Source organism: Cupriavidus necator A5-1, assembly GCF_000744095.1.
GTDB lineage: Bacteria > Pseudomonadota > Gammaproteobacteria > Burkholderiales > Burkholderiaceae > Cupriavidus > Cupriavidus necator_A.
Genome location: NZ_JQLI01000001.1, coordinates 380,474 through 404,710 on the forward strand (window position 1 = coordinate 380,474; position 24,237 = coordinate 404,710).

The 24,237-nt window shown below is 62.8% G+C and carries 25 protein-coding genes and 2 pseudogenes; 10 read left to right on the forward strand and 17 right to left on the reverse strand.

Going from position 1 to position 24,237, the window contains the following annotated elements; all coding sequences use genetic code 11:
• Positions 1-165 precede the first annotated feature (165 nt).
• Positions 166-1,233: a tannase/feruloyl esterase family alpha/beta hydrolase gene (locus K307_RS01860; protein ID WP_230625410.1), complete on the reverse strand. Its 1,068-nt coding sequence runs from the start codon at positions 1,231-1,233 to the stop codon at positions 166-168.
• A gap of 173 nt (positions 1,234-1,406) precedes the next feature.
• On the opposite strand from K307_RS01860, the gene K307_RS01865 reads away from it, so the two are divergent.
• Both K307_RS01865 and K307_RS47260 read left to right on the forward strand, forming a co-directional pair.
• Complete coding sequence (locus K307_RS01865) at positions 1,407-2,501, forward strand: DMT family transporter (RefSeq protein ID WP_042875963.1); 1,095 nt, start codon at positions 1,407-1,409, stop codon at positions 2,499-2,501.
• Positions 2,502-2,559: 58 nt separating this feature from the next.
• On the forward strand, positions 2,560-2,733 hold the full coding sequence (locus K307_RS47260; RefSeq protein ID WP_155301027.1) for a hypothetical protein: 174 nt from the start codon (positions 2,560-2,562) through the stop codon (positions 2,731-2,733).
• Here the strand turns inward: K307_RS47260 and K307_RS47265 are convergent.
• From K307_RS47265 to K307_RS01930, 15 genes and pseudogenes are all read right to left on the reverse strand, one after another.
• Positions 2,692-2,844: pseudogene (locus K307_RS47265) on the reverse strand (MFS transporter); the annotation flags it as partial. The gene K307_RS47260 and the pseudogene K307_RS47265 sit on opposite strands and share 42 nt — an antisense overlap.
• Positions 2,841-3,008: pseudogene (locus K307_RS48890) on the reverse strand (MFS transporter); the annotation flags it as partial. The pseudogenes K307_RS48890 and K307_RS47265, both read right to left, overlap by 4 nt.
• Complete coding sequence (locus tag K307_RS01870) at positions 3,005-3,631, reverse strand: hypothetical protein (RefSeq protein ID WP_042875965.1); 627 nt, start codon at positions 3,629-3,631, stop codon at positions 3,005-3,007. The pseudogene K307_RS48890 and the gene K307_RS01870, both read right to left, overlap by 4 nt.
• Positions 3,632-3,664: 33 nt before the next feature.
• Positions 3,665-4,123, reverse strand: a complete 459-nt coding sequence (locus tag K307_RS01875) for a chromate resistance protein ChrB domain-containing protein (protein WP_042875967.1) — start codon at positions 4,121-4,123, stop codon at positions 3,665-3,667.
• A 63-nt stretch (positions 4,124-4,186) separates the two neighbouring features.
• Complete coding sequence (locus K307_RS01880; RefSeq protein ID WP_042875969.1) at positions 4,187-4,777, reverse strand: superoxide dismutase; 591 nt, start codon at positions 4,775-4,777, stop codon at positions 4,187-4,189.
• A 22-nt stretch (positions 4,778-4,799) separates the two neighbouring features.
• Positions 4,800-5,993 (reverse strand): chromate transporter, encoded by a 1,194-nt coding sequence (locus K307_RS01885; protein ID WP_051974570.1) that lies wholly within the window; start codon positions 5,991-5,993, stop codon positions 4,800-4,802.
• 38 nt (positions 5,994-6,031) lie between these two features.
• Positions 6,032-6,994, reverse strand: coding sequence for a chromate resistance protein ChrB domain-containing protein (locus tag K307_RS01890; RefSeq protein ID WP_042875971.1), 963 nt, complete (start codon positions 6,992-6,994; stop codon positions 6,032-6,034).
• Between the two features lie 1,219 nt (positions 6,995-8,213).
• Entirely contained in the window at positions 8,214-8,777 is a 564-nt protein-coding gene (locus tag K307_RS01895) for an Hsp20/alpha crystallin family protein (RefSeq protein ID WP_042881061.1), read from the reverse strand.
• 220 nt (positions 8,778-8,997) lie between these two features.
• Complete coding sequence (gene dnaK, locus K307_RS01900) at positions 8,998-10,932, reverse strand: molecular chaperone DnaK (protein ID WP_042875972.1); 1,935 nt, start codon at positions 10,930-10,932, stop codon at positions 8,998-9,000.
• An 88-nt stretch (positions 10,933-11,020) separates the two neighbouring features.
• On the reverse strand, positions 11,021-12,643 hold the full coding sequence (gene groL, locus K307_RS01905) for a chaperonin GroEL (RefSeq protein ID WP_042875974.1): 1,623 nt from the start codon (positions 12,641-12,643) through the stop codon (positions 11,021-11,023).
• Between the two features lie 41 nt (positions 12,644-12,684).
• Positions 12,685-12,972 carry a co-chaperone GroES gene (locus K307_RS01910; RefSeq protein ID WP_042875976.1) on the reverse strand — a complete coding sequence of 96 codons (288 nt, stop codon included), beginning with the start codon at positions 12,970-12,972 and terminating at the stop codon, positions 12,685-12,687.
• A 142-nt stretch (positions 12,973-13,114) separates the two neighbouring features.
• The gene (locus K307_RS01915) at positions 13,115-13,495 is read right to left on the reverse strand and encodes a hypothetical protein (RefSeq protein WP_042875977.1); all 381 of its coding nucleotides are present in this window, start codon (positions 13,493-13,495) and stop codon (positions 13,115-13,117) included.
• Between the two features lie 235 nt (positions 13,496-13,730).
• A complete protein-coding gene (locus tag K307_RS01920; RefSeq protein ID WP_042875979.1) occupies positions 13,731-14,300 on the reverse strand; it encodes an Hsp20/alpha crystallin family protein in 570 nt (189 codons plus the stop codon).
• A 106-nt stretch (positions 14,301-14,406) separates the two neighbouring features.
• Positions 14,407-14,814 (reverse strand): Hsp20/alpha crystallin family protein, encoded by a 408-nt coding sequence (locus K307_RS01925; protein WP_042875981.1) that lies wholly within the window; start codon positions 14,812-14,814, stop codon positions 14,407-14,409.
• Positions 14,815-14,829: 15 nt separating this feature from the next.
• Positions 14,830-15,270, reverse strand: a complete 441-nt coding sequence (locus K307_RS01930) for an Hsp20/alpha crystallin family protein (RefSeq protein ID WP_042875982.1) — start codon at positions 15,268-15,270, stop codon at positions 14,830-14,832.
• 733 nt (positions 15,271-16,003) lie between these two features.
• Between K307_RS01930 and K307_RS01935 the strand changes: the two genes are divergently transcribed.
• Positions 16,004-16,525: a hypothetical protein gene (locus K307_RS01935; protein WP_230625411.1), complete on the forward strand. Its 522-nt coding sequence runs from the start codon at positions 16,004-16,006 to the stop codon at positions 16,523-16,525.
• A gap of 375 nt (positions 16,526-16,900) precedes the next feature.
• Here K307_RS01935 and K307_RS01940 read toward each other — a convergent pair whose 3' ends face one another.
• Entirely contained in the window at positions 16,901-17,800 is a 900-nt protein-coding gene (locus K307_RS01940) for a LysR family transcriptional regulator (protein ID WP_042881062.1), read from the reverse strand.
• 162 nt (positions 17,801-17,962) lie between these two features.
• Between K307_RS01940 and K307_RS01945 the strand changes: the two genes are divergently transcribed.
• The 7 genes from K307_RS01945 (at position 17,963) to K307_RS01975 (ending at position 23,945) form a co-directional block, all read left to right on the forward strand.
• The gene (locus K307_RS01945; RefSeq protein ID WP_042875984.1) at positions 17,963-19,204 is read left to right on the forward strand and encodes an aconitase X; all 1,242 of its coding nucleotides are present in this window, start codon (positions 17,963-17,965) and stop codon (positions 19,202-19,204) included.
• 5 nt (positions 19,205-19,209) lie between these two features.
• A complete protein-coding gene (locus K307_RS01950) occupies positions 19,210-19,668 on the forward strand; it encodes an aconitase X swivel domain-containing protein (protein ID WP_042875986.1) in 459 nt (152 codons plus the stop codon).
• Positions 19,669-19,733: 65 nt separating this feature from the next.
• Positions 19,734-20,702 (forward strand): tripartite tricarboxylate transporter substrate binding protein, encoded by a 969-nt coding sequence (locus K307_RS01955; RefSeq protein ID WP_042875988.1) that lies wholly within the window; start codon positions 19,734-19,736, stop codon positions 20,700-20,702.
• 17 nt (positions 20,703-20,719) lie between these two features.
• Positions 20,720-21,904, forward strand: a complete 1,185-nt coding sequence (locus K307_RS01960; RefSeq protein ID WP_051974571.1) for a YncE family protein — start codon at positions 20,720-20,722, stop codon at positions 21,902-21,904.
• A gap of 51 nt (positions 21,905-21,955) precedes the next feature.
• On the forward strand, positions 21,956-22,624 hold the full coding sequence (locus K307_RS01965) for an RraA family protein (RefSeq protein WP_042875990.1): 669 nt from the start codon (positions 21,956-21,958) through the stop codon (positions 22,622-22,624).
• Positions 22,625-22,635: 11 nt separating this feature from the next.
• Positions 22,636-23,298 carry an RraA family protein gene (locus K307_RS01970; protein ID WP_042881065.1) on the forward strand — a complete coding sequence of 221 codons (663 nt, stop codon included), beginning with the start codon at positions 22,636-22,638 and terminating at the stop codon, positions 23,296-23,298.
• Positions 23,295-23,945 carry an RraA family protein gene (locus K307_RS01975; RefSeq protein ID WP_155301029.1) on the forward strand — a complete coding sequence of 217 codons (651 nt, stop codon included), beginning with the start codon at positions 23,295-23,297 and terminating at the stop codon, positions 23,943-23,945. The genes K307_RS01970 and K307_RS01975 overlap by 4 nt, the downstream gene beginning before the upstream one ends.
• Positions 23,946-24,237: the final 292 nt, after the last annotated feature.

The window sequence follows — 24,237 nt, forward strand, 5'->3', positions numbered from 1 at the left end:
CGGAATCTGTCCGCAAGCAGTGAACAAAGCGCAGATTCCCAAGACTCCCAAATAGCGAAGTGATAGCACCATAGACCACCAGTCAGTTATTGAGACGTGGTTCTAGCGGTCTCCAAAAGTTCGCGTTGGCGGCTTGACCGGGTTACGTAACACCTTGACAATATTTTAGGTGACAAGCGACGCCCCTGAAGGTCCGACCCAACGACAGGCTGGTTTCTGGACTATCGGTCGAATGTGGTCCAAAGGTTTCGCATTTTGCCCGGAGGCTCTATCCAGCATCCCGTTTGACCGCGCATCCTCCAGCACCGTTGGGCATCCCGGCCTATCAATCGCCATGGCCGATTCCAATTGCGATGGTGTCAGGCACGAGTCGGTTTCCGCGCCTGTGCAGGCCATCTCTGCTGGGTCGAAGCCACATGCTTCCAGTCTTCCGACGATTTTGTCGGCTAAACCATCGAGGCTGTCACATTTTGCGTAGACCGCTGCGCCGATGGCCTTTATCTTCGCTTCGCTGAGTGCAGCTCCCGGCTTCGCGAGCTGCTTTTGGATTTTCTGGTACCAAAGGAACTGTGACGTATACGCATTGGCGGGCGCTCGAGAGATGATGCCGTCAAAGAGGTCGGGATTCCGTTGAGCCTGCATCAGTGCCTGACGCCCTCCACCTGAGCACCCCTCGTAGATCATCTTCGTGGAACGGAACGCATCGCCATAGCGCTCGCGAAGAATAGCCTTAGCCGGCCCCAATACCCGGGCCACGGATGCGTAGGCATAGTCGGTGAGCATGTCTTGATCCAATGCGAACGACGCCCCGGGTGATGTCAGCATGTCATGACCGTGATTGGTGGCAATCATGGCATAGCCCCGCTTCGGAAGATCCGGGCTGCCCACCGGGCTGACAGCCGGATCGCTGATGTAGCCCACGTCAAGAAAATCATCGAAGCCGCCGCCGCCCCGGAAGACGGTGCGGTGATTCCACTCCGTCGGCATGCGCACGTCGAAGTCAAGGTTCTTGGGCATTTTGCCGCGTACGATGCAGTGTTCCGGAACATCGCTAGTCGCAGCCACCAACTTGGCCCTGGATACGGTAGCACCATCGAAACTTCGGCCCAGAAAGGCCTCGCACAGGCTTTGCGCGGTATCAGCTTGTGGGGACGTGACGACGGCTTCTCCGTCGCCGCTACCGGCACAACCAGCCAGACCGGCAGTGGCCAACAGTGCAATGCCGGATTTCAATAACGAGACTGCGGACCTGGCGGGTGGTTCGGCGGTTCGCGACGCCGTTGGAGTGGTTCCTTCAGGACTGTCCACGAAGACCATCCCGATAGCCCTGATCCAGAATTATCGGCTCGGCCGTGGCACGGGATTGCGGCGACAATATCGGATCGGTTTCCCATCTTCGCTGCCCCATGTCCCTCCGCACGGCTTCTCCAGCCTTGGTCGCCGCCCTGCTTTTTGGGACGAGTACACCACTTGCCAAAGCCCTCACAGGCTCGACGTCGCCACTGCTGCTGGCGGGCCTCCTATATCTTGGCAGCGGGGTCGGGCTTGCTCTCGTCCTGGCCGCCCGCCGGGCTTTCGGCGGCCGCACGCAAACCAGCGTCGGTGGCGCGCCGGCAATCCCCCGTCAAGAGGTCCCGTGGCTCCTTGCCGCCATCCTCGCCGGTGGCGTAGCCGGCCCGGCACTGTTGATGACCGGTCTGGCAACTACCAGCGCGGCCTCGGCGTCGCTGCTGCTCAATGTCGAGGGCGTGTTCACCGCGGTGATTGCGTGGGTCGTGTTCAAGGAGAACGCCGACCGGCAGATCGTGCTAGGGATGATCGCCATTGTGGCAGGGGGACTCTTGCTGTCCTGGCAGCCGGACAGCACACGGCTGTCGGTCGGTGCGCTCCTGATCATTGGCGCGTGCTTGTTCTGGGCCATCGACAACAACCTGACGCGCAAGGTTTCCAGCAACGACGCTATCCTCATCGCCTGCCTCAAAGGTCTGGCGGCCGGACTCTGTAATACGGGCTTTGCACTCGCTGCCGGCGCGCAAATGCCCACGCTTGCGACGGCCGGGGCAGCAATGACCGTGGGCTTCGCAGGCTACGGCGTCAGCCTTGCTCTGTTTGTGGTGGGGCTGCGGCTCCTCGGCACGGCGCGCACCGGTGCGTATTTCTCCGTGGCGCCGCTGTTTGGCGTGATCCTCTCATTTGTCCTGTGGCCAGAAACGCCAGGTATTCTGTTCTGGATTGCAGGAGCACTGATGGCACTTGGCGTCTGGTTTCACCTTCGGGAACACCACGAGCACGAGCACACCCACGAGGCACAGGAGCATTCACACGCCCATCGGCACGATGCGCATCACCAGCACGACCACGATTTCGCCTGGGACGGCAGCGAACCGCATCGCCACTGGCATCGACATGAGCCGTTGGTTCACAAACATCCTCATTACCCGGATATTCATCATCGGCACTTACATCCGCCAAATCCAGACTCCAACGCGGATATCTGTTGAAGCCGCAAGCGATGGCACCGTGCAGTGGCGACCTGGAGACTGCCAGGAAAGCGGGCACGTGACTGGCCAGCGCAGCCTGGCCCGGCATAGGTATCGCGGCGAATTGCTGATCTGTTTGGAAATCGCGGCGGCCGAGCCAGCGAAGGGCAGGGCGGCCGACTACGCGATCGAGCTACTGCGCGGGCTACCCAGGGCTGGCAAGGCTTTCCAGGTCATAGGCCAGCCGCGATAACGACAATGCTCTGGTGTAATCCTTCTCGTCGGGCAGCACGTCGGGCATCGTCGCCTGGACCGTGGGCGTGAACGCCGCCGACGCCGACTGGAGTAGGAAAATGAGGAGATAGTGGCGAGGGCAGAGCCGATCAGGGTGGCGCTGCTGATGAGCCCAACTGCCATTGAGTCGAAGCCAAGCGTTAGCAGGTGGGGCGGCAGCAGCACGGCAATATAGCCATCACAGATGCCACGCAGCGCGCGGCCGGCAAGCCTTGGCAAGGCCTGCCGCCTTATCTGGTGTCGTTGCTGCCAAACGAGATGGCATCAAAGAGGGTCACGCTGTCCGCCTTGGTCCAGACTCCGATAGCACCGGCACCCGGGTTATGCTCGTCCGTGGTGTCGATATACAGCTTGCCATCCAGCTCCACCCGAATGCGCGAGCCGGTAAATTCCACGTGCAGCAAATGCCAGGTGCCGGGGGCAACGGGTGCGTCACGATAGCGGATCGTGTGCCTGCGCCCGCCCGTCGTGTAGTACAGAGAGACATTGCCCTCAAGCGCATTGGCCCTGGCGACATAGTAGTTGTTTCCGTCCTTCCAGCGCCAGACGACGCCACCCGCTTGATCCTCGCGGCCGGCGGCGGGCTTGAACCGCACTTCCACGAAGCCGTCGGCCAGGGATACGTCCTGTTTCACACACCAGGGGAAGTCGCCGGACCCGGATTGCCTGAGCACATTGCCGAGGTTGGGGCCCGTCGTATCGCGTTCAATGGCCCAGATTGGATTGCCGTGCCCGGTGACGCCGCACACCCAACCGGCGGGCAATGCGCCGGGGCGCTGCTGGCTGAACAGGATGGTCTCGCCCATGGCCGGTATGGCCATGCCCAGCAACAAGGCAATGAGGAGAATCGGCTTCATGTGGCATTTCCTGGCTGATGTCGGGCGCAGCGTTCAGGCAGGCATCTTCGGCGGCCAGCAGTGGGTTTCCGCCTGGCAGTGCTGACACCACGCATAGAGCGCGTCGTACATCACCATGCCATGGGCGAGCATCTCGTGATCGTCGGCATACACCTGCGAGAGGCCAAGGGAAATCGCATAGAGTCCGCTGGACTGCGGCGTCAGGTCGAGCTTCGACGTATCGGCGCCGCGCACGATCTCTGCCAGTTGCCGCAAGGCGGGATCGGGCAGGCCGTACTTGTCCAGGAAGGCGTCAAAGCTGCACAGCTCACCAACATGCGACAGCTCCACGCCGGGAATGTCATAGGGAATGGCGCCGGTCTCGCCTGCCACGCGCAAAACGTCGCCGGCGGGGACATAGAGAAATTCCGGCGCCTCGTCGATGAACCGGGCGATGAGCCAGGGGCAAGCGATGCGGTCGATCTTGGGGCGTTCCCGGGTAATCCATTTCATGGTGGTCTCCGCTCTGGTTCGTCGAGGTGGTGGCTAGGTCTAGGCGGCCGGAATTCTCCCTGACTATTTGCTCATGCCTCCGAAGCGATCGGCGACCCTTGCCCAATTGATGTTCTGCATGAACGCATCGACATAGGCTGCGGCTTTCGCACCATAGTCCATGTGGTAGGAGTGCTCGTACATATCCAGCGCCAGGATCGGCGTCGCGCCAGCCAGCGTATGGGCGTGGTCGGAAGCCCACTGGTTGACCAGCCGAGCGTCGCGCGGGGAGTATGCCAGCAGTACCCAGCCCGAGCCGCCGCCAAGTGCCTTGCCCATGGCGGTGAACTCCGCTTGCCAGCGCGCGACAGAGCCGAAATCGCGCACGAGCGCCGCTTCCAGTTCGCCGCCTGGACTGCCGCCGTCGCCCAGGCTGTCGAAGTACACCTCATGCAGGATCATGGAGTTGGTTGCAATCAGCTCTTCGCGCTTCAGGCCGTTCAGCACAAAGACCGGCGCGGCTGCCACGTCGAGTGCTGACAGCTCTGCGGTAATCGCATTCAGCCGCTTCACCGCGCCGCCATAGTTGTTTTCGTAATGGCTGACGATCAGTTTCTCCGACAGGCCAGAAAGCCGGGCCGGATCGCATGCCAGCGGTTTCATTTCGTAGCTCATGGTGTCCCCTGGTTCGTGTGGCTCAGTGATGCAGCACCGGATAGACGGCAAGGCCAATCAGCGCGGCGCAGGTGATGATGACCGGCTCAGGCAGCTTCTTGAATTTCAGCAGCAGCGCAACCGTGCCCAGCGCCAGCAGGATGGTCGGAACGTCGACAATCGAGCGCTTGGCCAGCACGAACACTGCACCGGTGATGGCGCCAATCGCAGCCGCCGTGACGCCATCGACAAAGGCCAGGATGCCCGGCAGCTTTCCGTATTTCTTGAAATAAGGGGCCGGCAGTACCGTGAACAGGTAGCAGGGTAGAAAGGTCGCAAGTGCCGCCACGCAGGCGCCGGGCAGCCCGGCCACCAGGTACCCGATGAAGCCGACCGTGATGACCACCGGGCCGGGTGTGATCATGGCCACGGCTACCGCATCGACGAATTGCTTGTCGTTGAGCCAGTGGTATTCCGTCACGACACCGCCGTAGAGGAATGGCACGATGGCGAGTCCCGAGCCGAAGACAAAGGCGCCTGCCTTGGCAAAGAAAACGCCGATCTGGGTCAGTAGCGGCCAGTCCAGCGTGCTCAGCAGGCCGCTCGCGGCCGGTACCTGCGTGGCCGCGAGCGCATTGGCGCCACCCTGGCGCAGCCATTTGGGTGGGGCGCGCCAGAACCAGGCAAGCACGCCGGCTGCGAGGAACAGCCACGCGATTTCGGACTCCGTGACGATGGTCACCGCAGCCAGCGCCAGGTAGATTGCCCACAGTAGTTTGTCCTTGCCCACGCTCTTGGTGGTCAGCTTGTAGGCGCTGATGGCGATGATGCCGATGACGGCGGCGCCCACGCCATAGAACACCGATTGCATCCAGGTCAGCCCGCCAAACCGGACATAGGCCCAGCCCAGCGCCAGCACCATCAGGAACGACGGCAGCACGAAGGCCAGGCCGATCAGCGTGGCACCGAGGACTCGATAGTGGACGTAGCCGAGGTAGATCGCCAGTTGCGCTGCCATCGGGCCGGGCGCCAGTTGCGCCAGCGCTATGCCTTCCTTGTAGTCGCCATCGCTGATCCAACCCCGCCGCTCCACGAGGTCGCGATGCATATAGCCGGCCAGTGCGACCGGCCCGCCAAAGCCGAACGTGCCCAGGCGAAGGAAATAGAGCACGAGCTGCCAGAGGGTATAGGCGGGCCGTTCCGAGACGTCCGGCGGTGCCATGCCGACTTGTTGCATGCGATTCATAAAGGGATCCCGTAGGGAGGAAGTGGAAACTAAGACTTCTTGTTGGCCGAGAAGTGTGCGTAAAGCGAATCCAGCACCATGCCGATTTCTGCCAGCAGAGCGTCGTCGTCCGCGAGGCGTGCTCGTGCGCCGGCCAGCATCGCTTCAAAGCCGCTGGCTTCCGGTACCGAAATGCCGCCAATGTCCAGCGCGTGGACCATTGTGCCGAGCCGGCTGAGCCCGCGGTCGGATTCGAGGGCGAAGCTCGACAGCAGCACTTCAAAGGAAACGCGCTCGCCCACATGCGTGAAGATCGCGCCCTCGAAGTCGAAGCCCAGCGCATCGTCAGGGCAATATGCGGGGCTTTCCAGCCACAGGAACCGGGCGTGGGGATCGATGAAGCGCTGGATCAGCCAGGCGCTTGCCACGCGGTCCACCCACAGGTGGCGGCGCGTGGCCCAAAGCCGCCCTTGATACTGAGCAGGATCCCGACGAGCGATTGCTCGCGTGAGCGCCTGTGGTTCGCCCGGAGACTGGATGGTCTCGATGGCGCGGCAGAAGTCATTCCATTGGGCTTCAGCGCGGGTCGACGCCTCATTGGGGAAGAAGTCGATCGTGCGGATCGATTCGCAGGCACGCCCGTGACGGCGCAGCAGGCGATTGAGTTCGGCGCTGCTTTGATCGGAAAGCGACTTGCGCGCATCTGACAGGGCAGCCTGCAGTTCGGCATAGTCAGCGCTGCGGTTGAACATCGCCTGGAAAGCGGTTTCTTCTTCCGGATTGGCAGCGCGGACATTCAGTAGCCAGGCCTGGCCGTCTTCCTGTCGGGCCTCGTTGGCAAGCTCGCGTAACTGGGCGATCTGCTCATCGCCTGCAGGCAACAGATAGGCGCCGTCACGCAGTGCGGCGCAGCCAATTGTCTTGATCGCGCGCCAGATCCGCATCCGGGCGGTGGCGCCGGAGGTTGGTAGCGTGACGATCAGCAAAGCCCAGGAATCGGTGAACGCAGTCATGAGCGCATGTTAGGAGCCCATAACTCGTATTTCAATGATGTAGATATATCTACATTAAAGCCTTTTGCGCCATATTTCAGGCCTGCGCTGAGAATATAAGCTTTCCTCAAAGGGGGCCCAGGACTTCGTACACCATGACTGATCTCGACAGACCTGCTCGCGTGGGCGTCCATGCGAACCAGCGATGGATCCGTGGATTTACCGTCCCTGACCGCCCAAACGGTAGCTGCTATATGACGATCGGTATGAAGGCCGGAGGTACTTTGCTGCTCGCTGGCGCTTAGTCGCACCCGCGAAGGAGCTTGTACTCGAAGCCAGGTCTGGCAGCGCAGCGCACCGAACTTGCCCAGATGACCGTTCTCGCTTCAACCTCAGCCGTAGAATCGGGCTTTATCCAACGACAGCTACTGGCCGGTTGCCGACGCTGGCGGCAGTCACGCTGTCTCGGCCGCGGAGGCTGGCCAAGTGCGGTAGCCCCTGGTGCGGGCCTTCTTATCGATCTTGCGATGCCAGGCGCCATGTCGGAATGCCGTCGTCGAAACTATCAAACCACTCCCGGGTCGCGTCGGCCACAACGCTTGGATCGCAAGTGGCGGCACCCGGAACGCATGCCCGAATGAGACCTTCCACGTCAAAGCGTCGTCCCGCCCGATCCCGCCAGGCATCGCGGTCGCAGGCTAGGATGGCGAGGTGCCGGTATCGGATAGGCATGTAACGCATGGCGCAGGGAGGGAGTGGAGTCCCATATTGACGGCCACCCCGCCAATTTCTTGACCCAATCGATGCTTTAGTCGATAGAGGGTGAACTGTGTGCAGCCCGTCAGTTCTCGTGACGCACAATATCCGGGAATTCGCCCGCGTCGCGCAAGTGACGGTCGAGGATTGGCATACCGGTCACTGACTGTACCTAAAATAAATCGCCGCTGCTCGCGTTACCTTTGCGTCGGCTGTCGGTCTGGGCAAGCTCGGTACGCTGTGCCACAATTCGCGAGCGGTCTTGCTCAGCAAGGCTCACTTGAGTCCGACCCAACTCTATCGCAAGCTGTCTCCGACCGGGAATCCCGTACTTAGCAAATCTCTCGGCTATTATAACGCCCGGTCCGCGCGAAATGGTTGTAGCGGCAAAGTTGTAATGTCCGGATCAAAAGTCCACTGCTCTGCTAACGGCCCGGCTCGCACGATATCCGCCCGCAACCAAGACACTTCTTGCCTGCTTGTCCTAGCCAATATCGATCGTGCGACTCGCGGATCGCGCCGGCTCCGATTTCGGCACCGTCAACGTGAGCACACCGTTGTCAAACTTTGCCAGGGTGTGATCGGGATCGGCGCTTTCCGGCATGGGAATCGTGCGCACGAAGCTTCCATAGGCGCGCTCTAGCCGGTAGCAGCCATCTTCGTCGCTGCGCACGTCCTGTTTTTTCTCGCCGCGCAGCACGATCGCCCCGTCCTCGACGCTCACGTTCAGGTCTTCGCGCTGCATCCCTGGCAATTCGGCGGTCACGCGCAGTACCTGCCCTTCGTCGACCACGTCGATGCGCGGCTGGAAGCGCGATGAACTGAAGTCGCCAAACCATCGATCGAGCGCACCACGGCCGGCAAACGGGTCATGAAAGAACTCCTCCATTACGCGCCACGGTTCGCGTGAGAACAGTCGCGGAATGTCAGGCCAGGAGGCACGCCACTGTTCGCTCGCCGGCGGGCTTTCCAGGTTGTCCGCATCGGACTTGCGGGCCACCCCGCGAAGGAACTTGAAGAGATTCCACTTTTTCGGATCGGTGTTCATCGTATCCTCCACTAAGAGGTCTGGCAGGAGAACCGGATTCCAGTCGGTGTCAGCCGCATCGTGGATGATCTGTTGGCCGTAGGAACCCACTGATGTGCGGTTTCCTGACGGCTGCCGGCCGCGAAGTCATTACAAGAAACACCGACAGAGGCCGCAAACGTACGAAAAAAAGCCGTTTCTTGAGGGCACACCAAGGTTGACCGAGACGTCGGCCGACTTACTACTTGGCGCCCGCGTCTTTGAACTCAACATCCTCCACGTCCTCGTCATTCTTCTCGGCGCTCGCCTCTTTCGCGTCTGCGGCGCGATCGGAGCCGGTGCCTGCCTGCGCCTGACCGTCCGCATAGACCGTTTCACCGAGTTTAAGCGAGGCCGTGGCGAGGGCCTGCGCCCTGGCCTCGATCCCCGCCTTGTCGGAGGTCTTCAGTGCCGCCTCAAGGTCCTTGATTGCGGATTCGATCTTCTCCTTCTCGCCCGCGTCCAGCTTCTCGCCGTATTCGGCTAGCGCCTTGCGCGAACTGTGCGCCAGTGCGTCGCCGTGGTTGCGCGCATCGACCAACTCCCGTTGCCGACGGTCTTCGTCGGCGTGGGCCTCGGCGTCCTGCACCATGCGCTGGATCTCGCCTTCCGACAGTCCGGAGTTGGCCTTGATGGTGATCCGGTTCTCCTTGCCGGTGGCCTTGTCCTTGGCCGACACGTGCAGAATGCCATTGGCGTCGATGTCGAACGTCACCTCGATCTGCGGCATGCCGCGCGGCGCCGGTGCAATGCCCTCCAGGTTGAACTCGCCCAGCATCTTGTTACCTGTGACCACCTCGCGCTCGCCCTGGTAGACCTTGATGGTCACCGCCGCCTGGTTGTCCTCGGCAGTGGAGAATATCTGGGAGAGCCTGGTCGGGATGGTGGTGTTCTTGGTGATCATCTTGCTCATCACCCCGCCCAGGGTCTCGATCCCGAGCGACAGCGGGGTGACGTCGAGCAGCAGCACGTCCTTGCGCTCACCGGTGAGCACCGCACCCTGGATCGCCGCACCCACCGCCACCGCCTCGTCGGGGTTGACATCCTTGCGCGGCTCGCGGCCGAAGAAGGCTTTGACCTTCTCCTGCACCCTGGGCATTCGGGTCATGCCGCCCACCAGAATCACGTCGTCGATCTTTTCCACCGATACATCGGCGTCCTTGATGGCGATGCGGCATGGCTCCATCGTCCGCTCGACCAGGTCTTCGACCAGCGATTCAAGCTTGGCACGCGTGAGCTTCAGGTTCAAATGCCGCGGTCCGCTGGCGTCGGCAGTGATGTATGGTAGGCTGATTTCCGTCTGCAGGCTCGACGAGAGCTCGATCTTGGCCTTCTCCGCGGCTTCCTTCAGGCGTTGCAGCGCCAGCACATCGCGCGACAAGTCAACCCCCTGGTCTTTCTTGAATTCGCCGGTAATGTAGTCGATGATGCGCTGGTCGAAGTCTTCCCCGCCCAGGAACGTATCACCGTTCGTCGACAGCACTTCGAATTGCTTCTCGCCTTGCACGTTGGCGATCTCGATGATGGAGATGTCGAAGGTGCCGCCGCCGAGGTCGAATACGGCGATCTTGCGGTCGCGGCATTCCTTCTTGTCCAGGCCGAACGCGAGCGCCGCCGCGGTCGGTTCGTTAATGATCCGCTTGACATCTAGGCCGGCGATGCGGCCAGCATCCTTCGTCGCCTGGCGCTGGCTGTCGTTGAAGTAGGCGGGCACCGTGATGACGGCTTCGGTGACGGGCTCGCCGAGGTAGTCTTCGGCGGTCTTCTTCATCTTGCGCAACACCTCGGCCGAGACTTGCGGCGGGGCGAGCTTCTGGCCTTGCGCTTCGACCCACGCGTCGTCGTTGTCGGCCTTCAAGATCGTGAAGGGCATCAGGCCAATGTCCTTCTGCACTTCCTTTTCCTCGTAGCGGCGGCCGATCAGCCGCTTGACGGCAAACAGCGTGTTCTTTGGATTCGTGACGGCCTGTCGCTTGGCGGGTGCGCCGACGAGGATTTCGCCGTCGTTCACATAGGCGACGATCGACGGGGTCGTGCGCGAGCCTTCGGAGTTCTCGATCACTTTGATCTGGTTGCCTTCCATCAGCGCCACACACGAGTTCGTGGTGCCGAGGTCAATCCCGATGATCTTGCTCATGATGTCCAAGCGCCTGGCGCTGCCCTGGTTGGAAACTCTCTGTAAATCCACAACCGCATGCGACCGGCCACACGCCTTGCGTGTCCTGTCAATACTCCGGCTCCGGTGACACCGCAGCGGCTTTCCCGTGGTCTTTCGGCATCTCTACCACAGTCGCGTCCGTGGTCAGAATCAGCCCGGCGACCGATGCGGCGTTCTGCAGTGCGGTGCGGGTCACCTTGGTCGGGTCAATCACGCCCATCTCAAACAGGTCGCCATACTCACCGGTGGCCGCATTCCAGCCGAAGTTGCCGTCATGTCCGAGGACCCGGCTTAGCACCACCGACGCTTCCTCGCCGGCGTTGGCCGCGATCTGCCGCAGCGGCTCCTCCAGGGCACGCAGCACGATTCGGATGCCGGCTTCCTGGTCGGCGTTGGCGCCGTGGAGCGGAGCAAGCTGGGCGCGGGCGCGCAGCAGCGCGACGCCGCCGCCCGCCACGATGCCTTCCTCAACCGCGGCCCGCGTGGCGTGCAGGGCGTCTTCAACGCGCGCCTTCTTCTCCTTCATTTCGACCTCGGTGGCGGCGCCAACCCGGATCACCGCCACGCCACCGGCCAGCTTGGCCACCCGCTCCTGCAACTTCTCCTTGTCGTAGTCGCTGGTGGCCTCGTCGATCTGCCGCCGGATGGCCTTGATGCGGGCTTCGACTGCCGCGCGCTCGCCCGCGCCGCCAACGAGGGTCGTGTTCTCCTTCTCAATTTCGACGCGCTTGGCGTGCCCCAGATCCTCCAGCACGACATGCTTGAGCTGCTTGCCCGTCTGTTCCTCGATCACCGTGCCGCCGGTCAGGATGGCAATGTCTTCCAGCATGGCCTTGCGCCGGTCGCCGAAGCCTGGTGCCTTCACCGCGGCGGCCTTGAAGGTGCCGCGCAGAGAGTTGACGACGAGGGTCGCAAGCGCCTCGCCTTCCACGTCTTCGGCCAGGACGAGCAACGGCTTGCCGGTCTTGGCCACGGCCTCGAGCACCGGCAGCAGGTCGTGAATCGCCGAGATCTTCTTGTCATGCAGCAGGATATACGGCTCTTCGAGCATGACGGATTGCTTCTCGGGCTGGTTGATGAAGTACGAGGAAAGATAGCCGCGATCGAACTGCATGCCTTCGACCACCTCAAGCTCGCTCTCCAGCGACTTGCCGTCTTCGATCGTGATGGCCCCGTCCTTGCCGACCTTGGCCATCGCGTCAGCGATGATCTTGCCGATCGCCTCATCGGCGTTGGCGGAGATTGCGCCGATCTGGCCGATCTCCTTGCTCGTGGTGCAGGGCCGGCTCAGCTTGCGCAGCGCCTCGACCACCGCGCCCACGGCCAGGTCCATGCCGCGCTTCAGATCGATCGGGTTCAGGTCCGCCACCACGTCCTTCATGCCTTCCTGAACCATCGCCTGGGCCAGCACGGTGGCGGTCGTGGTGCCGTCACCGGCCACGTCGGAAGTCTTGGCCGCAACCTGCTTGACCAACTGGGCCCCCATGTTCTCGAATTTGTCGCGCAGCTCGATTTCCTTGGCGACCGACACGCCATCCTTGGTGATCAGCGGGGCCCCGAACGATCGCTCGAGGACCACATTACGCCCCTTGGGACCGAGCGTGACCTTGACCGCGTTGGCCAGCAGGTTGACACCCGCCACGATGCGGCGGCGCGCGGACTCCTGAAACTGGATCTCCTTGGCTGCCATGATGAGACTCCTCGCGAGACTCTAGCCTTCTGTTCCTTCCTCTATTCGACGACGCACAGAATGTCCTCGTCACGCATGACCAGCACCTCCTCGCCTTCAAGCTTGACGGTGGTGCCCGTATACTTGCCAAATAGCACGCGCTCGCCGATCTTCACGCTCGGCGCACTGACACGGCCATCGCCCAGGCGCTTGCCGGGGCCGATGGCCAGGACTTCGCCCTGGTCCGGCATTTCGGCGGCAGTTTCGGGGATGACAATACCGCCGGCCGTCTTGTGTTCTGCGTCCAGACGTCTGACGATGACGCGATCGTGTAGTGGACGGATGTTCATAGCCTTGCTCCTCATCCAATCACTGTGATCATGAGCTTGACGGGCCAACCAGTCCTGACACTGTTCGTGCTTGAGAGCCTTAACGCCGATGCCTGGATTCGCGGCACAAGCGTCACTGGCCCAGAAGCCCGATTCTGGCGCTTCACTGAATGGGCGGCACGGCACCGAGCTTCTCTGCCAGCATCCGCTCATACACGCCAAAATGCGTATCCAATTCTGTTTGACTGACGACGACAACGTCAATCGTGACCTGCTCGAGCGCCAAGCCGAACATCGTGGCAAGGGCCACTTCCAGGTGGGGGGCCGCCTCTCTGTCCTTTTCGAACGTCGTGCCGATGCTGATCACGTAAGCATCGCCTTGCGCCGTGACGTCCACCAACCGGGCCCGCGCGCTGAGGTTGTTATCGATCGCGATTGTGACCCACTCCGCCACGCGCCGCGTCCGCTCGGTAGGAAAGCCGCGCGTGCACTTGAGCCGCACCCGATGCCTACCTAGCGTTACCCACTCAGAATCGAATTCCATCGAAGTCTCCATCTGGGGAAGCGTTTGCCGCGGAGGCCAGTCCGGCGATTTCAAGACCTCAGCGTCGCACGCGGATTCGCTGCAGGGTCACAAGCCAGCACCGCGCGTCCCGAGCGCCGCCTATGCCAGAAAGGGACCGCTGAGGCGCTACCTTGCATAGCCAGCATGAATATCCCGGCGGAGCGCAGCAGGCTCACGCGAGTCTATGCCCTTGACGCAGTTCGCCATTTTCCGCTCACTTCACATCGATCTTCCTCACCGCAGACTGCGACGCGCCGGTTTTCGGTAGACGCAGCGTCAATACACCGCGGTCGAACTTCGCCTCGACGTGATCGAGGTCGACGCCATCTGGAAGCGGAATACTGCGCATGAAGGCGCCGTATGCCCGCTCCAGTCGGTAGCAGCCGTTTTCCTCGCTCCGAATGTCCTGCTTCTTCTCACCCCGTAACACCAGCGCGCCATCTTCGATGGTGGTCTGCAGGTCCTCGCGATCCATACCGGGCAGCTCCGCCGTGATCCTCAGCGCCGTGCCATCATCGACCACATCGATCCGCGGCTGGAAGCGCGACGAACTGAAGTCACCGAACCATCGATCCAGGCCGCTGAAGCCCGCGAACGGTTCATGCAGGAATTCGCTCATCGCCCGCCAGGGCTCGCCGGAAAATAACCGCGAAACATCCGGCCAGTCTGGCGGCCGGTCCTTGGGTGCCGGGACATTGGGTGACGACGCTTCTCTGGATGGCTTGTCGGCTGTGGCTCTCCGCAGGAACTTGAACGGCTTCCACTTGCCCAGTTCCGTCTTCATCTTGCTCTCCTGTCGACTTGCATTCGATCCGACATATGTCCAGCACTCTCCGCGGGTACAGGTGGCGCCCTTACGGACGCCACCGATACCCGGCGGCGACGGCAACTCACGCCACGTTCACTGCAATGCGGCGTGGACGCGCTTCGTCGCGACGCGGGATCGTCAGCTTGAGCACGCCGTCCTGCAGGTTCGCCTCGATCTTCGATGCATCAAGGTCGGCACTCAGTGAAAACGCGCGCGCAAAGTGCGGCTGCCGGATTTCCGCGTGCTGTACCCGCAATCCGGCGGGGGTGGGCACGACCGCTTCCGCCTCAATATGGAGGTTGCCGTCGTGGACATTCACCTCGAGCTTGTCCTTCGTCACGCCCGGAAGGTCGGCCCAGAGGGTGACGCCGTTGCTGTCCTCGACGATGTCGACCGCGGGAAGCAGGGTCATCGTCGGCGTCGACCTGTCCTCCTGGCTCTTTGCCACCGCGTTCTGGTTGCGCTCAACCATTTGGGTAGTGTCGTTCATGGCTTTCTCCTGGCGTTACTGGACCGTGATCGCGCGGGGCTTTGACGCTTCGCGCTTGCCAACACTGATAGACAGGCAGCCATTGGCATAGCGCGCCTGGACTTTGTCGGGGTCGGCGCTCTGCGGCAATTCGACCACACGCCGGAACGTGCCGGTGAATCGCTCTTGCGCGTACAGCCGGACCTCGGGATCGTCCTCCGCTTGCGCCGCTTCGCGCTCGCCGCTGATGGTCAGCAAGCCCTTGTCGATCGACACCTCGAACTGGTCTGGCTTGAGCCCCGGTGCGAACGCGACAATCTCGATGGAATCGTCCGTGGCGCCGATATTGACGGGGGGAAATGCCCCGAAGCGGCCGGAGCGGATGCTAGATGGGAAGCCGCCGAACAAACTCGCCATCTGCCTTTGCATCCGGTCGAGTTCGCTGAAGAGGTCGGTTCCAAAGAAAAGATCGCTCATGGTCGTATCCTCCTTCGACGCAGCAAGGAGGCGAAGGGGCATACGCGCTCCCATCCACCTGCCAAGCCGCTGGCAAACAAACAGAAACACGCAGTGCGCAATGGTCGCGACTGCCTGAGCGAAAATAAAATAGTAATTGGCCACCCAAATTTCAAGGGGCAAGCCTGCGCCGTTCCGCGAAAGGACATCGGGCACTCGTGCTACCTCGGTCACAATTTGGCACATTCGCTTGCAATGGCATCAGCGGGGTTGCTCCCCTTTCACGGCGCGATATATGTGCCGCATGAGGCGCATTTGTCGCGCGCCACGCGTGCTTCGCAATCCACGCCTTTGACGCATCGGACGGCAAGGCCAAGCCGCCCAGCAGAGATGCTTGCCCTGGTTGCAAGGCTGCTGGATAACAATGCCGGCTCGGCACGTCGCACGCAGGTGCGCGGTCCAGATCAACAGGCGGGACTGCGCCATGTAACGAACGCCACTCGCCGGATTATGCCCTCCGCGGCAGGCGCCCGGCTTGCCAGAATCGGCTGGTCGTAGAATGCCGGCCGCGAACGTGGGGTGTACCGTTTGTGACTGCCGGCGCAAGCAGTTGGGTGATCCATAATTTCCTGAATCGCCCGCAAGAAGGTCTGGCGGGACGCATGCCGGCGGATTGGATCGCCGATGCAGCGACCCACCCGATTGACGCCGTGTGCGGCTCATCGACGCACGGTACCGCGACGAGCAGGGCGGCATGACCTTTAGCGCAGAAGATTTGGGGTGTCCGCTGCTGCCGGCCGACTTGGCCAACCGACGGCTCGCCACAAAGACGCAAGATCTCGAGCGGGTAGCGCTCTGGCGAACCCACCGCGCGCACCTGGACCCGATTTACTACAACCGCCGCGCACCGGGCGTGATCCATTACCGGTTCGATGCGGCCGGCGGCGGGTTCGGCGTCCTTTCATGCATGGCCGAAGCGGTAATTCGGGAGGGCTGTCAAGGACAACGTCTGCCGTTACTGCTCGATGAACATGAACTGCGGAGCCGATGCATTTGCCGGCTCGCCGTGGCTGATCGCCGGCCTCTCGTGCTCGCTGATCTTACCGGTCCGCTGACTGCACTTGGCATGGACGCTCGAGTGTTTTCGGTCACCGAGTACCTTGGCCCGAACCTTCGGCGATGGATGCGGCATTTCCTCGGATCGATGGCTTGTATTCCCAACCGCGCCTGGCGGGTGGGCCTAACGTCGCGATTTTCGATGATCGCGCCCATCTGATGTCCGCGGGTATGATAAGCCCCCTGGTCGAATTTCCCGAATTGGGTCCCTATCTGACGGCCAATCAAATTGGCCTTGCGCCAACCGGCGACGATTGGACTTGAACTCTAGCTCAGACTTGCCACCGGAGGTTAGGGCGCTCGGCGAGTCCGGCAGTCTCTTCCCGACCCGTCTCTGCCGTTCGACCGTTCTAGGCTAGCGGCTGTTTTCAATCTCTAAACCGACGTTCGCTATTTTCCGAAGTGGAAACCCGTTCGAGAGGTGCGGATTTGGGTGGCGAACGCCGCAAAGAAGGGGCTTGACTCAGAACTCTGCAATGCCCAAGCCCACGTAGCAGCGATTCCCCGCCGGACTTCCGTCGATCCAGGGCGTCGTTCACCCCGTCTGGAACATCTGGCCGAAGTCGCAGGTCTTCTGCGCCAGCGTGACAATGGCCGATACAAGCATGCTCTTCCTTTCGCTCTTGCAGATGGCGGCATACGGCGCCGGTGGCAGCGCGGGACTCACCGTAAGAACCTCCAGCGCACCAGAATCGACCATCGGTGCAAGGCACTTCCTGGGCAGGTAGCTGATTCCCATGCCCGAGACCGTGAGGCCGATGATGGCAACCACGCTGTTGCTGAACAGCGTGTTCTCCTGATTCACGCCAATCGACCGCAGCCAGCGGTTGTAGAGCTGGCCAGTCCCTGAACGGTCATCCTGCGTCAGCAGCCGATGCGCAGCCAACTCATGCATGCGCAGCCGATGGCGACGGCCTACCAGTCCGGGCTTGCACATCCACGCATTTTCGACGACCCCTACGCGCGTCGACAGGAAGCGCTGGTCGCTGAACACATCGGGGACGATCATCAGGTCAACCTCGTCGGCCAGCAGCTTGTCGCGAAGCACAACGCTTACGTCGACGTGCGGCTCAATGATCACTCGCGGATAACTGGCCTGGATCGCGCTCACCAGGCGCGGTAGCCAGGTCATCGCCGTAAGTTCGGTGACCCCGATTCGGACGTGACGCTCGAGTATCTCCGGGCGCTGGAACTGTTCGACCGCCGCGTCGCGCTGCTCGAGCAGCCGCTTGGCCAGCAGGAACATCTCCTCTCCCTTTTCAGTCAGCCGCGCCGATCGCAACGAGCGATCGAACAAGGGCGTCTCGAACAGTGCCTCCAGCTCCTGCACTCGCTTCGATACGGCCGATTGCGTGGTGTGCATCTTGTTCGCGGCTTGCGCGAAGCCGCCGAGCTGCACCACCCAATAGACCGCCTCCAGTTGCTTGAACGTCATCACGGCGCTTTCCTCCAACTTCCTTTGCATCGATTCATGGAATGTATACCAATTCCAATTTATCGCTTTTTTTGATCGGGATCGCGTACCAGAATGAATGCATCGATTCCGCCCCAGTACCGCCGCAAAAGCGACTCGGGCTTCCAGCATGGAGACACAGGTATGTTGCTGACTGAAGAAGAAACCGGGATGTTGAATGGGGACAAGGGCCTCGCCGTCAAGAAGGCCATGGAGATCCTGGTGGCCCTCGGCGAGAGCTTTGGGGCCGCAAGGCTTGTTCCGGTCAACAACGTGCATATGGCGGGTTCCTCGGTGCTGGTCGCCGAGGAAGCCGGTACGAGGTTCGTTGAAGATATCCGCAAGCAGGGCGGTACGTTTGTCACCCGGGTCACAACCAATCCTACGGCTGTCGATCCCACGCAGTGGCAGGAGATCGGCATTCCCGAATCGGACAGTGTCCTGCAGACGCGGCTGACCGATGCCTATGCCGGGATGGGCGCCAATACCTGCAATACCTGCATTCCTTACCTGGTAGGGAACCTGCCGCGCTTTGGCGAGCATATGGCATGGGGGGAGTCATCAGCCGTCGTGTTCGCCAACTCGGTTTGCGGCGCCCGGACCAATCGGGAAGGGGGGCCGAGCGGGCTTGCCTCGGCTCTTACCGGCCGGACCCCCGAGTATGGTTTCCATCTGAAGGAAAACCGTTACGGCAAGTTTCTCGTCAAGGTGGAGACGCCGCTCAATGACATGACCGACTACGGGACGCTCGGTTATTTCGCCGGCAAGATCGCAGGGCAGGATACCCCGGTGTTTACGGGCATTCCTTCGGACCCGACGCTGGAACAGTTCAAGGCGCTGAGCGCTGCGCTGGCGGCTTCCGCGTCGGTGAGCATGTTCCATGCGGTTGGTGTGACACCCGAGGCGCCCACGCTGGAAGACGCATTCGGCGGCAGCGAGCCGGAGAAGGTCCTTGTGTTCGGCGAGGCAGAGAAGGCGCAGGCAGAGGCTGCCTTGAACAAGGAGCCATCCGACCATGTGGACTGGATCCTGGTCGGCTGTCCGAATGCTTCCGTGCAGGAAATTCGGGAAGTGGCGGAAGCCCTGGAGGGCAAGAAAGTCCATCCTGATGTCTCACTCTGGGTCACCACGGCAGGCGCTATGTACGCCATGGCCGAACGGGTTGGCTACATCAAGACGATCGAGGATGCCGGCGGCACCGTGGTGCGGGAAACCTGCCCGTTCCTGGCCCGCAGCCGGGTCATTGCGCCGAACAAGGGATACAAGACCCTCACCACCAACTCGGCAAAGATGGCATTTTATGCGCCCGGCCAGTTTGGACTCCTTACCCACTATGGAAATCTGGATCGCGTAATGAAGGCCGCAATTGCCGGCGTCTGGAGGTAATCAGCATGACGACCCATCAATTCGTTCTGAAGGGACGCAAGATCGTCACGGGCAAGGCCAGCGGAGAGGCTGTCGTCACCAAGGAAGCGATCAGCTTCAATGGCGGGGTCGACAACATGACCGGCATCGTCACCGAGCCCGGCCATGAGCTGGAGGGCGTCAATATTGCCGGCAAGGTGCTGGTGTTCCTTACGGGGAAAGGCTCCACCGGCGGCTCGTACAAGATTTACGACATGGTGTCGCGCGGCACCGCCCCGGTCGCCTTCGTACAGGTGACTCCCGAAGCGATCACCACGATCGGCGCGATTATCGGGAATATCCCGGTGGTCGCCGGACTGGATCAGGATCCCACGCTTGCCATTTCCACCGGGGATTTTATCGAGATGGATGCGGATGCCGGCATCGTCGCGGTAACCACCAAAGCGAGGCAGCACGAAGTCACGCCCCCGGCCTCGGCGGCATAACGCATCCAGTTCGATCGCGCTGATCACACGCAGCAGCGCAAATAAAACTATTACCGGAGACAACCATGACCCGACGTTTCTTCCACGTCGCTGTTGCCGCCTGCGCGGCGTTTGCGACCTTCTCGGCCCATGCCAACGACTGGCCTTCGAAAAAGCCGATCACGCTCGTCGTACCACTGGCTGCCGGCGGCAGCACCGATTCCACCGCGCGCCTGCTCGCCGACAAGCTCGGCAAGGAACTGAAACAGCAGGTCATCGTGGAAAACCGGGCCGGAGCCGGCGGCAACATCGGCGCCGCCTACGTGGCCAAGGCGGTGCCGGACGGCTACACACTGCTGATGGCCACCAGCACGATCGCCACCAACGTCACGCTTTACAAGAACATGGGTTTCGACCTGCGCAAGGACCTGATCCCCGTGTCGCAGGTGGCGTTGATCCCGAACGTGCTCACGATCAACACCACCGTGCCTGCCAAGACGCTGCAGGAGTTCGTTGAGTACGTCCGGCAGAAAAAGGGTCCCGTCAGCTACGGTTCCGCCGGCAACGGCACGGCGTCGCACTTGTCCGGGGCGCTGTTCAACAGCATGGCCCATGCCGAAATGCTCCATGTTCCCTATAAGGGCGGTGCGCCGGCCAATGCCGACCTGATCGGCGGCCAGATCCAGGCGGTGTTCTCGCCCATGGTGGAGGTCCTGCCGTTCATCGACAGCGGCAAATTGCGCGCGCTCGGCGTCACGACCAAGGGCCGCTCGTCGCGCCTGCCCAACGTGCCCGCAGTCGGCGAGGTGCTGCCGGGATTCGAGGTGACGCTCTGGAACGGCGTGTTCGCGTCCGCGGCGACGCCGCAGGCCGTGGTCGACAAGCTGGCCGCGGCGATCCAGAAGGTGACGCAGGATCCGACCTTCCGCAAGACGCTGGCCGACCAGGGCTCCACGCCGGTAGGCAATACGCCGGCCGAGTTCAAGAAGATCCTCGACCAGGAAATCGACAAGTGGGGCAAGCTCGTCAAGCTCTCGGGCGCGAGCGTCGAGTGAAGCGCAGGCGTATGACCATGACCAACGCTCAGTCATTCCTCCTGCGCTGCACGCTGGCCGCCGCCGTTGCCGGCACGCTCGCCGCGTGCGCCGGTACACCCGTGGCGCCGAAGCCAATCGCCTACTTCCTCTCCGTGCAGGACGGCCGCGCTGGCCTGGTCGACGGCAAGCCCGTGGTCCGCAACGCGGGAGACACCCTGGCCGTCGTCGAGCTTGCCGATGGACGCCTGCGCGTGGCGCAGCAGATCGACATGCCGACCTCGCTGGTCGGGCCGCCTAGCTCCATCGCCATCGCCCCCGGCGGCCGCCTGGCGCTGGTCAGCGCGGCGACGCGACGCGACCCTTCGGACGCGACCAAGGTCGCCACCTTCGACCTCGTGTCAGTGGTGGCGCTGGATCCCGGCGGCGGCTCCGCGCCGCGCGTCATCGGCAACGTGCGCACCGGCGGCGGCGCATCCGGCATCTCGATCAACCGGGCCGGTACGCTGGCGCTGGTCGCCAATCGCACCGAGGGCTCCGTCTCCGTGCTCGCTATCGAGGGGGAGCGGGTGCAGGCCGTCGGCAAGCTACAGCTCGGCGACAAGTCAGGCCCGGCGCACGTCGCCTTCCTGCCCGATAGCCGCCGTGCCCTCGTGAGCCGCGATGGCGATAACCGTGTCAGCCTGCTGGCCATCGACGGCCGCTCGGTCACGCTCGACCAGCGCGAGCTGTATGCCGGCCTGCGTCCTTATGGACTCGACGTGTCGCCGGACGGCGCGTGGGCCGCAGTGACCAACCTCGGCGCGGGGCAGGGCGACGCCGACACGATCAGCCTCATCGACCTGCGGGCGCAACCGCCTCGCGTGGTCGATACCGTCACCGTGGGGCAGACGCCGGAAGGGATTTTCTTCTCGCCCGACGGGCGCTCGGTCGGCGTGACCGTCATCGATGGCAGCAACAAGCCGCAGGCGTCGGCCTTCCATGGCACCGCGCGCTATCGCCTGTTCAGCATCGAAGGCGGCCGTCTGCGGCCGGCCGCGCAGCTCGCTGGCGGGCAATGGCTGCAAGGCCATGCCTTTACGCCGGACGGCAGCGCGGTGCTGGTGCAGGACGCCGCCAATCGACAGATACGCCTTTACCGGAACATGGGCGGCACGCTGGCCGACAGCGGCGAGCGCGTTCAGCTCGATGGCGCGCCCGCGGCGCTCAAGCTCTGGCGCTGAAGCCACAGCGGCTTGCCGCATGGCATCACCAATTTTTGAGGGATTCATCAAATGAAACAGCCTTCCTTGCTTGAGCGCCTTGCCGCGCTCGACACCAATACGGTCTCCGACGCGCTCGATTTCCTGGGATTGCCCGGTGCCACGCATGGCCTGCTGCCGCTGTGGGACTGCCCGAAGATCGTGGGCCGCGCCAGCACAATCCAGCTCGGGCCCAAGACCGATGCCAAGCCCACGGTGCACCTGATTTCGCCGGTAATTGACGCGGTCGACACCGATGACCGCGTACTCGTGATCGCGGGCGGTGTCGATGGCATCTCGTGCTGGGGCGACATCCTCGCCAATGCGGCCTGTGCGAAGAAGATCAGGGGTTCTGTCATCGACGGCTACAGCCGCGACATCGAGGGCAGCGAGTCGATCGACTACCCGGTCTACGGCCGCGGCATCACCATGATCAGCGCGCGCAACCGCGTGATCCAGACTGGCTCTGGCGAGCCGGTGCAGGTCAGAGGCGTGACGGTGCAGCAGGACGACTACGTGATCGCCGACCGCTGCGGCGCGGTGTTCGTGCCGGCCGCGCGCATCGAAGAGGTGCTCGACCTTGGCGAACGCATCGCGCGCCGTCAGGACGGCATGGTGGCCGCGGTGCGCACCGGCCGCCCGGTCGCGGAAGTCATGCACGACAAAGAGTTTGAAGCCATCAATCAAGGAGGCACGAAATGAACGCACCCGCCATGCGCGCAGAAGACAAGGAACTGGTCGCCCTGTTCGAGGGGCTGGACACGCCGGGCGTATCCGATGCCATGGACAAGCTGGGCCTGCCCGGCCAATGCCTGGGCATCGCGCCGCTGGACAACTACAAGGGCACGGTCGTCGGCCCGGCATTCACTGTCAAGTACGTGTCGGCGACCACGCCGGCCGGGTCGGTCGGCGACTTTATCGATGAGGTTGCCGAGGGCGACGTCATCGTGATCGATAACGACGGCCGCACCGACTGCACGGTGTGGGGCGACATCATGACCCAGTACGCCGGCCTGCGCCGGATCGGCGCCACCGTCATCGACGGTGTCTGCCGCGACGTCTCCAAGGCGCTGGGTGACGGCTACCCGCTGTTCACCAAAGGCCGCTTCATGCGCACCGGCAAGGATCGTGTGCAGGTGGAGGCCGTGGGCGTGCCGGTCTCCATCGGCACCGCCCGCGTGGCCGCGCGCGACATCGTGGTGGCGGACGCTAACGGTGTCGTGGCGGTACCGCGTGAACGTGCCCGAGAAGTGGCAGACGTCGCGCGGCAGATCGAAGGCGTAGAAGCCCAGATCCGCGCACAGATCGCGCAAGGCAAGACCCTGGGCCAGGCGCGCGAAGCGCTGGGCTACCACACGCTGCAAAGGAAAGCATGATGACCGCATCCCACACCACCTACAGCGACGCCAGCCTTGCACTGGCGCGCAAGCTGGGCTCGTCCACGCTCTACGAAGCCTCGGGCCTGCCCACCAGCGCGGTCGATCCGCTGGTCCGCACCATCTGGCCGGGCGCGTCGGTTGCTGGTCCCGCTTACCCGCTGGAATGCGCACCGGGCGACAACCTGGCCATTCACGTCGCGATGGAGAAGGCGCCGCGCGGCAGCATCCTGGTCGTGTCCACCGGCGGCTTCGTGGCAGGCTATTGGGGCGAAGTGCTGACGGTCGCGGCCGAGGCGGCCGGCATCGCCGCACTGGTGATCGACGGCGGCGTGCGCGATATCGCGGCACTGACCGCTCGGCGCTTCCCAGCGTTTTCGCGCGGGATCTCCGTGCGCGGAACAATCAAGGCCAGTGTCCCGTCGGTGGGGCAGCCGCTCAGCTTCACCGGCACCCCGGTAGCCGCGGGCGACCTGGTGGTGGCTGATGATGACGGCGTCGTCGTCATTCCGGCGGCGCAGGTCGAGGCGACCCTGGCACAGGGGCAGGCGCGCTTCGACAAGGAGGCGCGGATCATGGACGAGCTGCGGCAAGGACGGCCAACCCTTGACCTGCTGGGCTTGTCGCGCTGGAGGGAAGGTACGTGACGGCCTACCCCGCAATGGCCAAGTGGTTCATGCGGCCAAGTACAGGGAGGCCTAGGCCTCCTAAGGCGCTGACTGCGGAAGGGCCGTTTTGCCGGAGCTTTCGGCCTTTGACTTGACTAGAGGCGAACGGCAGAGACTGGCCGGGAACGGACCTCGGCCCGACGCTACCCAGTCGACTCTCCACGACCCTGAACCGCCGTTCGGATTCGGGCCACTGCAACGACCGCTTCCAAGGTTAAGCCGGCGCTCGCGCCGTTACGCAACCTGAAATCGCCCTCGGTTTTTGGAGACG

Bases quoted from the DNA above. Each gene is read 5' to 3' on its own strand.
- K307_RS01865 (WP_042875963.1), top strand. From the start codon at position 1,407: ATGTCCCTCCGCACGGCTTCTCCAGCCTTGGTCGCCGCCCTGCTTTTT.
- K307_RS01870 (WP_042875965.1), bottom strand. From the start codon at position 3,631: ATGAAGCCGATTCTCCTCATTGCCTTGTTGCTGGGCATGGCCATACCG.
- K307_RS01875 (WP_042875967.1), bottom strand. From the start codon at position 4,123: ATGAAATGGATTACCCGGGAACGCCCCAAGATCGACCGCATCGCTTGC.
- K307_RS01880 (WP_042875969.1), bottom strand. From the start codon at position 4,777: ATGAGCTACGAAATGAAACCGCTGGCATGCGATCCGGCCCGGCTTTCT.
- K307_RS01885 (WP_051974570.1), bottom strand. From the start codon at position 5,993: ATGCAACAAGTCGGCATGGCACCGCCGGACGTCTCGGAACGGCCCGCC.
- K307_RS01890 (WP_042875971.1), bottom strand. From the start codon at position 6,994: ATGACTGCGTTCACCGATTCCTGGGCTTTGCTGATCGTCACGCTACCA.
- K307_RS01895 (WP_042881061.1), bottom strand. From the start codon at position 8,777: ATGAACACCGATCCGAAAAAGTGGAATCTCTTCAAGTTCCTTCGCGGG.
- dnaK (WP_042875972.1), bottom strand. From the start codon at position 10,932: ATGAGCAAGATCATCGGGATTGACCTCGGCACCACGAACTCGTGTGTG.
- groL (WP_042875974.1), bottom strand. From the start codon at position 12,643: ATGGCAGCCAAGGAGATCCAGTTTCAGGAGTCCGCGCGCCGCCGCATC.
- K307_RS01910 (WP_042875976.1), bottom strand. From the start codon at position 12,972: ATGAACATCCGTCCACTACACGATCGCGTCATCGTCAGACGTCTGGAC.
- K307_RS01915 (WP_042875977.1), bottom strand. From the start codon at position 13,495: ATGGAATTCGATTCTGAGTGGGTAACGCTAGGTAGGCATCGGGTGCGG.
- K307_RS01920 (WP_042875979.1), bottom strand. From the start codon at position 14,300: ATGAAGACGGAACTGGGCAAGTGGAAGCCGTTCAAGTTCCTGCGGAGA.
- K307_RS01925 (WP_042875981.1), bottom strand. From the start codon at position 14,814: ATGAACGACACTACCCAAATGGTTGAGCGCAACCAGAACGCGGTGGCA.
- K307_RS01930 (WP_042875982.1), bottom strand. From the start codon at position 15,270: ATGAGCGATCTTTTCTTTGGAACCGACCTCTTCAGCGAACTCGACCGG.
- K307_RS01935 (WP_230625411.1), top strand. From the start codon at position 16,004: ATGACCTTTAGCGCAGAAGATTTGGGGTGTCCGCTGCTGCCGGCCGAC.
- K307_RS01940 (WP_042881062.1), bottom strand. From the start codon at position 17,800: ATGACGTTCAAGCAACTGGAGGCGGTCTATTGGGTGGTGCAGCTCGGC.
- K307_RS01945 (WP_042875984.1), top strand. From the start codon at position 17,963: ATGTTGCTGACTGAAGAAGAAACCGGGATGTTGAATGGGGACAAGGGC.
- K307_RS01950 (WP_042875986.1), top strand. From the start codon at position 19,210: ATGACGACCCATCAATTCGTTCTGAAGGGACGCAAGATCGTCACGGGC.
- K307_RS01955 (WP_042875988.1), top strand. From the start codon at position 19,734: ATGACCCGACGTTTCTTCCACGTCGCTGTTGCCGCCTGCGCGGCGTTT.
- K307_RS01960 (WP_051974571.1), top strand. From the start codon at position 20,720: ATGACCAACGCTCAGTCATTCCTCCTGCGCTGCACGCTGGCCGCCGCC.
- K307_RS01965 (WP_042875990.1), top strand. From the start codon at position 21,956: ATGAAACAGCCTTCCTTGCTTGAGCGCCTTGCCGCGCTCGACACCAAT.
- K307_RS01970 (WP_042881065.1), top strand. From the start codon at position 22,636: ATGCGCGCAGAAGACAAGGAACTGGTCGCCCTGTTCGAGGGGCTGGAC.
- K307_RS01975 (WP_155301029.1), top strand. From the start codon at position 23,295: ATGATGACCGCATCCCACACCACCTACAGCGACGCCAGCCTTGCACTG.